The organism is Spirochaetaceae bacterium (assembly GCA_009784515.1).
Taxonomy (GTDB): Bacteria; Spirochaetota; Spirochaetia; order WRBN01; family WRBN01; genus WRBN01.
In genome coordinates, this window is the sequence record WRBN01000088.1 from 1 (window position 1) to 7,892 (window position 7,892).

The following is a 7,892-nucleotide window of genomic DNA, read 5'->3' on the forward strand; positions in this document are numbered from 1 at the left end:
CCCTAACTGGGTGCATTGCTACTTACTTAACGAAGAAGGCTACTATGTAGAAACCGTTTACCGCAACCAAACAGCCATCAATGTTAAAATATTTGAGGGTTTAGCCCTAGATTTTAGCCGCTTGCAATTACTCGATTTATAAAGCAACTATCCCTTTGTAACCCCGCCATTGACAAAAACCGGTAATTAAGGTAAAGTTATAAAATGGAGTAGCTATGCTATTAGTACGGAGTTACCGCGAAGAAGATTTATCCGAAATTTTAAAACTTCATAGCGATACCATAGCGGCTATTAACAGCAGGGATTATACCCCCGAACAAATAGCCGTATGGAATTATAAAGACGAACTTACCTATCAGTTGTGGCAAAATATTTTAGCGGCCAGTTATACAATGGTAGCCGAAAGCGATGGCCAAATTGTAGGCTTTGCCAATATGTTTTTAGAGCAAGGTTATATCGATAGGTTTTATGTGCATAAAAATTATCAGCGCAAAGGGGTAGGGCAGGCTTTACTAGTGGCCTTAGAGGCTCGGGCTAAAGAAGAAAAGCTGGCTAAACTTACCGTAGAGTCTTCTATTACAGCTAAAGATTTTTTTGAACATAACGGTTTTAAACTGGTATTACAGCAGCAAAAAGAGCTAAGCGGGGTTACCTTAACCAATTATGTGATGGAAAAAGTTTTAATAACCGAAAATTAAAAGATAAAAAAGTTTTTCAATCCGATTAAAGATATGCGGTTTTATAGTTATAAATACTTAAACTTAATAGCCGGTAATTTTTTAATTATTAACCATTAGTTATTGATTTTTTAATTAATTAAGCGTTATCTTCTAAGGCGGCTAGGCGTTCTTCGGTATCTTTGGTTTCAAATAAGGTGGCGCTTAATAGGCTGCATTGCTCGTAGGTGGCGACCACTTTTTCCCTAAATTTGCTAATAGCGGCATCTAGTTCGTGCATATTGCTAATGGTATCAAATTGACTGCCGCTGAGGTCGCCTTTAATTAACCCGTTAAAAATTAAAGTTAATAAATTTAAGGTATCTAAAAAATATTGAGTAATGGCTAAAGCTAAACGGTTGGCCATATCGGCGGCGGCTTTTTGTTTTTCTTTAATTTCGGCACCGTTAAGAGCGGTCGAGCTGGGCAAAAAGATAATTGCCAGTTCGCCGTCTTTACTTAAGTTGGCGGTAAAATCGGCCAGTTTTTCTTGTACGCGCAGCAGCATTTCGCTGGCTTCCGCTAAGGCGGCTTTACCGTTTTTTTTGTAAAAATTGCCCTGCTCAAAAAGCGGTTTAACTATTTTTAATTCGTAATTTTGATAAATTTTAGTAAAAAAGCCGTTAATTAAAGCCAGCGAATATTGGTAGCTGGCCGGTAAATCTTTAGGCCAGCTTTGGTTATTGTAATAAGGTAATAGCGGCGGCTGGCTTTCGTTCAAAATATGGGCAATACGGGCCGCTTGTTCGTTGCATTTTTGGTTAAGCGCAAAAAAGTTAAAGGCTTTAGCGGTGCGGGTTAACCAAAATTTTTGGTAAAGAGCCGCCCAATCTTCGCCGCCGGTAAGTAAATTGGGCTGGTAAAAATAATCGTCTTCCAGCACTCTAATCACTTTAGTAAGCGGAAAGCGGTTAAAATTTTTAATGGCAGCTATGGCCTCGAGCGCTTGGGGTAAATCTTCTTTTAAAGAGGCTATGATGTCGTTATCGTTAATGTCCTCGCATTTATAGTTAAATAAAAACAGGCGCTCCAATAATTTAATGGCCGGCGGATATTGCAGTGAATATAAAATGGCGTTAATCTCTTTTAAATAGCTGTTAATGGCGGCGTAAGAAGCAGTTTTACTGCCAATAAAACTATTAATCACTTTATCAAAGTTATAGTTGGCCAGCTGCTCTAACAGGGCCAAACTGCGGATATGCGGGCGGATAGAGGCTTTATGTTCGCTTATCATTTTTGAGGTTAGCTGGTTGCAACCGGCTTTAATAACCTCACGCAAGGTAACATTATCGTAGTTGTGCCGGGCTGCCAGAGCGGCGGGGTTCATAGCCATAAGTTCTTGATGAATTTGCGGGTTTTCTTCGCCGGCTAAAAAAGCATAAAACTCGCCGCGCCGGCGGTTAAAGGCATTATTGAGCGGCTTTTTTAAAAGCGATAACTTAACGGCTAAATCGATGAGGCTGTCGTAAAAGGCCGGCAAATAATATTTAGCCTCAAAATTAACAAACAGCGGGAAACTTTGGGTAATTTCTTTACATTTTTTAGTTAATAAATGGTCTTGCAACAAGTTGTTGTAGGCTTTACCACCGCTAAAAATATTAAGAAAAAACAGCTTGAAACGTTCGTACGGTAATAAAGTGGCTTTTTCTTCGGATAAATCGTAAGCTTCGGTTTCGCTGCTGCTTACCAGCTGGTCATCATCGTAATTGGGGGCAATGGCTAACTTTTCCAGCAGCTGCAAACGCTCCTGTTCGGTAATAGTAAAAGTTAGCTTTTCAAAAGTACTCACAGACTTATCCTTTTTTTAACTGGCTACTTATATTATAGCATAAAGTTGTTAAAAAAGGCAATCCTTTAATAAAACAACTATTAATAACCACTCAACTTTGTTGTTTGCGGTAATTATTTTAATTATAATCTATGTAGATACATATAAATAACGGCTTAAAACTAACCTTTAAAACGCAGGGTAATGGTGCGCTCGTTTTGCAAATGTTCGGCCAGGTCATGCGCATTGCGGATAGGACCGCTGAGTACGCCTTCGCAAAAGTTAATAATAATATTAGCAAAGCTTTCTACGTTGTTAGGCAGGGTTTCAAAATCTATTTCTACCCAGCTTAAGCCGGCCCCTATAATATGCAAATTGCAATAATCGCGCCATAAAGCTAAAGCTTTAACAATTTCGATGGGCCAAGCCGGGTCAAAATCGAGGCCGGTTTGCAGCCATAAAATGGCCTCAAGGTCGTTGTTTAACGGGGCAATGGCGATAAAGCCCAAATCGGCTTCGCCGCGCGGTTTTTCCACGATAAAAGTTTCATAGCCCAGCTGCCTAAAACTTTTAGCATATAACATACGCTCCATCATTTCGGCATTGGCGGCTACCACGTAACCTTTTTTAACATCTTCTTTTACCGGCATAGGGTAATCGGCTAGTTCGCGCTTTTTTTGTTTAAGGTAGCTGGGAAAATCGATAGGCTCGCTGGCCGTATATTTTTTAATTAATTCGTTAAGATTACTTGACATAATTGGCTCCTTTAGGTAAAGTGCTAGGGTTGATAGCTAATTTAGCATTAAATTTAGGTAATGTCAATTATCGCCGATAGAGAGTTTTGTGTTATAATAAATATGTAGGGTCTGTTTTATGTGTCGGGCTCTTAAATTAATTACGATAATTATTAAAAAAGTAAATTTATTTATTTAATATACAGGAGAAAATGATTACAATGAAAAAAATGGGGTTAATGCTTATGTTAGCATTGCTGGCAAACACGGCTTTTGCACAGGAAGAAGAATTTGGCCGCTGGTACTTTGGCGCCTCGCTGAGTATTTTTAGCCAATGGGGGCCGGAGCGTTTTATGGCCGGACTAAACGATGGCCTAGATATTTATATGGGCGCTAATGTAAACGAAGATTTTGGGGCGCATGCTCACTTAAGAATGAGCGATATTGGCGCTTCTCCTTTGTATCAGGCTTTTATTAATGTAAACCCTTTAGGGTTAATTGGTATCGATGCAGCAAGGTTAGATTTTAGGTTTGGTTTAATTGATTGGGGCGCCGATAGCCACGCCATTGCCACCACCTACAACCCGCACAGCTCCTTTAGTTTAGGCCAAGACAGCTGGGTACGCCGTATGACTTTAGAAACCGTGCTGAGTTTTGCCGCTTTTCCCGAGTTATTTATCCGCTGGGCCAGCGATTTAGATATGGCCAGCGGCATAGGCGGGAACCGCAATGTTAATCAGGGCGGAGCCGAAGCGCCGTTTTGGGGCTTGCTGGATAACGATGGCTGGGTTGGTTTAGTGGAGGTAGATTTAATCGATTTAGATTTATCGGCCGTTAATCTTTCGGTTTTAGCCTACAGCAGGTGGTTCGTTAATAATGTGGTTACCGTCCCCGATGATGGTTTTGGTAACATTATTGCCGTACACGGCGATAACGAAAACCACATCGGCGGCTCGCTTAGGGTAGATATTAACAATTTACCGCTCGATTTAGCCGTTGGCGGCAGCTTTGAATTTACCCGGATATTATTAGATGGTAACCCTGACGATGTGATTACCGGTATGAGTTTTAGCGCCGGTGTAGAGCTTGGCTTGCCCGATTTATTTAGCCTAGCTATTAACTACGGCGGTAACCTAAGTGATGATGATTGGTTAGCCGATAGCGATTACGATGGCGTTAGCGGCGTAATTGGTCTAGATTTTGACTGGCTGGGTATTAGCTGGATACGCCCCTTTGTGAGTGTGGGTGTTGTTGTTGGTTTAACCGATGCCGGTGAAGCTGCCCGTGAAGATTGGTTTAATGCCGAGATGGACCAAATCGACCGCCTTGCTTGGGCTATAGGGGTAGATTTTCCTATCTCTACCACCATAATTTACGCCAATATTATTACCGGCTGGCAACGCGGTACTTTAAATAGCAGCGGTCATCGCGGCTTTGAAGCTAACAGCACCGGCTTAGGCAGCTTTTACTTAACTTTAAGGCTAAGTTTGTAAGATTGTTTGAGTGTTTGTTAATAAAGAGGCTGGGCTTTGCCCGGCCTCTTTTTGTTGGTAGTTTTTAATTTATAACGGCTTAAAGATAGATTGCGGGTCCATTGCAAAAAGGCGGCAATAATATTCTAGGGCATATCTGTCGGTCATTCCGGCAATAAAATCACAGATAACTCTTTTGGCAGCGGCTTCATCGTAATCGTTAATTTTATAATATAAATTTTTAAAATCTTCGGGCAGTAAATTGGGGGCGGCTTCAATTTTATGAAATAATTTCTCTATGATTTCATCGCCGCGCGTTTCGGCTACCTGCAACATAGGAGAGCTGATTATTTTTTTATAGGTAAAGTATTTTAGAATATATACATCAAATTTTACATCATCAGTAAAATCTATCTTTAATAAGCAAGGGGATTGATGGTTAATATCCCCTACTATATGAACACCATTAATGAATGTTTTAATTAGATTTGATATAAACCGTGTGCGTATATATCCATTTTGGGAGTAATTATTAAGGGCTTTATGTAAGTTAATAAAATCTTCATGGGTAGATTGACTGCTTTCTTGAAAACTCATATCAATTATTTCCCCAAAGAAAGTATGTAGTTCGTTTAATATTTGCTCATAATTATATGAAACAGATTGCTTTTCTGCAAGTTCTTCTATAAGACCTTCTATAACATCATCAGAGGGAGCTAACATATCATGCGGAGTTAAGAACCCAGCTTTAAAGGCATCTTCCAAATCGGAGGTGGCATTGGCAATATCATCGGCAAGGTCCATAATTTGGCATTCGATAGTTTTAAACGGGGTATTTAATTTTTGGTAATTATTGCCAAGAACAGATTTTTTAATAAACTCTATATCATTGGCATTTGAGGTATAATATCCTTTGTTTGGTTTGCTATCACTAGCAATTTTTTCTTGACTATATTTAATCTCTTTATCATATTTTAAGGCAGAGGCCAAAACGCGTGCCGAAAGATTTAACCCTAATCTTAAATCTCCCCCTTTGCTAGAAATAATACTATCTTCATCATCATATAATCTTTCGCGTTTTTCAATACGGGTTAAAATGCGTATAGTTTGGGCATTACCTTCAAAGCCGCCAAAATCTTTCATGCAGTAATTTAAAGCTCTCTCCCCTTTATGGCCAAAAGGCGGGTGGCCTATATCGTGAATTAACCCGGCAATTTCACAAATATCGGGGCTAATATGATAGTCATTAGTTAATTTATGATTAAGTTGTAAGGCAATACTTTTAGCTATTTGGGCTACTTCGAGGGAGTGGGTGAGGCGGTTTCTAAAAAAATCGATTTCATTGCCGGGGAAAAGTTGTGTTTTATGCGCAAGTTTACGAAAGGAATACGAATGTATGACTCGGCCACAATCTTTACGTATATCATCTCGGCGGTATTCTTCCGAGTCATTGAGCTTGGTTCGGGGTAATCTGCGGGCAAAATCATCTTTGCCATACATTTTATTATTGGGGTTCATTATGCTTTGTTAAGTGCACTTTTATTACTTGGTTTATGCTTTTTATCCGAAATTTTCTTTGAGGTGGCTGGCTTTTCTTTGGCAAGCTTCCACGCTACTTTGGCAATAGCCATAGCTTCTTCATTGTTTTTGCTAGTTTTATTATTATTCATGAAAGAATAATAATAAATTAATAAAATTTCGTCAAGAGGCCGTTGACAATAAATTACAATTAGGTTATGGTAACCAAGTGGCAGCGAGCCTACCCTAACAACAATGGTTGTAGCGTAGCCACGCACTTGGTAAAACCATAGGTTTTACAGTTAAGAGTTAATAAGTAGAAATTACTACTTTTAATTATAAACAATTATTTAAAAGTGTATAGGCTTAGTACTTAGCTAGTAACTTTATTTTAAGCAACCTGCTTGGTAAGTTATTGTAAAAAGTTAAGGCGTTTACTTAAAAAGTAAGAATTAAAAAGTAAAAATTGAAGAATAAATGTTATATAATTAGCATTTGTGTTGCCGTAAAAATATCTTTAACGGCGCAACTCTTTGGGTTGTAAAATTTTTAATTTTTAATTTTTAATTTTTAATTTCTTAAGGAGAAAATGGTTTAATGCCAACAATTAACCAGTTAATTCGTAGCGGCCGTACCAGCAAAACCAGCAAAAGTAAATCGCTGGCCTTGCAAGAGTGTCCGCAAAAAAGAGGCGTTTGTGTGCGTGTGCTTACGCAAACCCCGCGTAAACCTAACTCGGCGCTGCGTAAGGTAGCTAGAGTAAGGTTAAGTAATGGTATCGAAATTTGGGCGTACATTCCCGGTATCGGCCACAATTTGCAAGAACACAGCGTGGTTTTGGTGCGTGGCGGTAAAGTAAAAGATTTACCCGGCGTGCGTTATCACATTGTGCGCGGTGCCAAAGACACGCTTGGCGTGGTAGACCGCAAACGCAGCCGCAGCAAATACGGCAGTAAAAAACCAAAAACTTAGGTTGCGCTCTTTAGGTGCGTGGATTTAAATAGGAGATATTTATGCCAAGAAAGAAATATGATAAAATTGTGCGTATCATCGAGGCCGACCCTAAGTATAAAAGCGAAATGCTTAACCGCTTTGTGGGCCGTATGATGCTTGACGGCAAACGTAGTATTTGTATGAATATTTTGTACGAAGCTATGGAGATAGTAGGAACCAAAAGCCAAAAAGATGCTTACGAGGTAGTGGTTAAGGCTTTTGAAAATGTTAAGCCGCTGGTAGAAATTAAAAGCCGCCGTGTAGGCGGGGCAACTTTTCAGGTGCCTATCGAAATAAAAGAAAACCGCCGCGAGGCCCTTGCTATGCGCTGGGTTATTATTGCCGCTCGTAAACGACACGGCCGCAGTATGGCCGAGAAATTAGCCAACGAATTTTTAGATGCTCATAACAATACCGGCGCCGCCTTTAAAAAGAAGGAAGATACTCATAAAATGGCCGAAGCTAACAGGGCTTTTGCTCACTTTAAGTGGTGGTAGATAAAAAACTCCCTTTTGGGAGTTTTTTAATTGAAAGGTGAAAACTGAAAGTTGAAAATGGACGCTCCTGCCTTTGTCATTGCTGTATATGTTAAGCTATTCGAGGACAAGCTATAATGAAAGAAGGAGAAAGTTATGGCAGGTTCAAGGAATGAAATAGGGACACTAAACTCTTTAACGAAAGGGTTTATTCG

General features: G+C 39.6%; 8 protein-coding genes. 4 read left to right on the top strand and 4 right to left on the bottom strand.

The window, feature by feature from the left end:
• Positions 1-215 precede the first annotated feature (215 nt).
• Positions 216-698, top strand: coding sequence for a GNAT family N-acetyltransferase (locus tag FWE37_08445; GenBank protein MCL2521008.1), 483 nt, complete (start codon positions 216-218; stop codon positions 696-698).
• Positions 699-816: 118 nt separating this feature from the next.
• On the opposite strand, the gene FWE37_08450 is transcribed toward FWE37_08445, so the two are convergent.
• Positions 817-2,505, bottom strand: a complete 1,689-nt coding sequence (locus tag FWE37_08450) for a DUF5312 domain-containing protein (GenBank protein ID MCL2521009.1) — start codon at positions 2,503-2,505, stop codon at positions 817-819.
• Positions 2,506-2,666: 161 nt separating this feature from the next.
• Entirely contained in the window at positions 2,667-3,239 is a 573-nt protein-coding gene (locus FWE37_08455) for a DUF4253 domain-containing protein (GenBank protein MCL2521010.1), read from the bottom strand.
• Between the two features lie 200 nt (positions 3,240-3,439).
• Between FWE37_08455 and FWE37_08460 the strand changes: the two genes are divergently transcribed.
• Positions 3,440-4,711 (top strand): hypothetical protein, encoded by a 1,272-nt coding sequence (locus tag FWE37_08460; GenBank protein ID MCL2521011.1) that lies wholly within the window; start codon positions 3,440-3,442, stop codon positions 4,709-4,711.
• A 69-nt stretch (positions 4,712-4,780) separates the two neighbouring features.
• On the opposite strand, the gene dgt is transcribed toward FWE37_08460, so the two are convergent.
• Entirely contained in the window at positions 4,781-6,208 is a 1,428-nt protein-coding gene (gene dgt / locus FWE37_08465; protein ID MCL2521012.1) for a dNTP triphosphohydrolase, read from the bottom strand.
• Entirely contained in the window at positions 6,208-6,360 is a 153-nt protein-coding gene (locus FWE37_08470; protein MCL2521013.1) for a hypothetical protein, read from the bottom strand. The genes dgt and FWE37_08470 overlap by 1 nt, the downstream gene beginning before the upstream one ends.
• A 445-nt stretch (positions 6,361-6,805) precedes the next feature.
• Here FWE37_08470 and rpsL point away from each other — a divergent pair, with 445 nt between their 5' ends.
• Both rpsL and rpsG read left to right on the top strand, forming a co-directional pair.
• On the top strand, positions 6,806-7,180 hold the full coding sequence (gene rpsL / locus FWE37_08475) for a 30S ribosomal protein S12 (protein MCL2521014.1): 375 nt from the start codon (positions 6,806-6,808) through the stop codon (positions 7,178-7,180).
• A 41-nt stretch (positions 7,181-7,221) separates the two neighbouring features.
• Positions 7,222-7,698 (top strand): 30S ribosomal protein S7, encoded by a 477-nt coding sequence (gene rpsG / locus FWE37_08480; GenBank protein ID MCL2521015.1) that lies wholly within the window; start codon positions 7,222-7,224, stop codon positions 7,696-7,698.
• The last annotated feature ends 194 nt before the right edge of the window (positions 7,699-7,892 follow it).

What these genes read in the sequence shown, in the direction of transcription:
- dgt (MCL2521012.1), bottom strand. Translation starts at nt 6,208, where the DNA reads ATGAACCCCAATAATAAAATGTATGGCAAAGATGATTTTGCCCGCAGA.
- FWE37_08455 (MCL2521010.1), bottom strand. Translation starts at nt 3,239, where the DNA reads ATGTCAAGTAATCTTAACGAATTAATTAAAAAATATACGGCCAGCGAG.
- FWE37_08460 (MCL2521011.1), top strand. Translation starts at nt 3,440, where the DNA reads ATGAAAAAAATGGGGTTAATGCTTATGTTAGCATTGCTGGCAAACACG.
- rpsL (MCL2521014.1), top strand. Translation starts at nt 6,806, where the DNA reads ATGCCAACAATTAACCAGTTAATTCGTAGCGGCCGTACCAGCAAAACC.
- rpsG (MCL2521015.1), top strand. Translation starts at nt 7,222, where the DNA reads ATGCCAAGAAAGAAATATGATAAAATTGTGCGTATCATCGAGGCCGAC.
- FWE37_08445 (MCL2521008.1), top strand. Translation starts at nt 216, where the DNA reads ATGCTATTAGTACGGAGTTACCGCGAAGAAGATTTATCCGAAATTTTA.
- FWE37_08470 (MCL2521013.1), bottom strand. Translation starts at nt 6,360, where the DNA reads ATGAATAATAATAAAACTAGCAAAAACAATGAAGAAGCTATGGCTATT.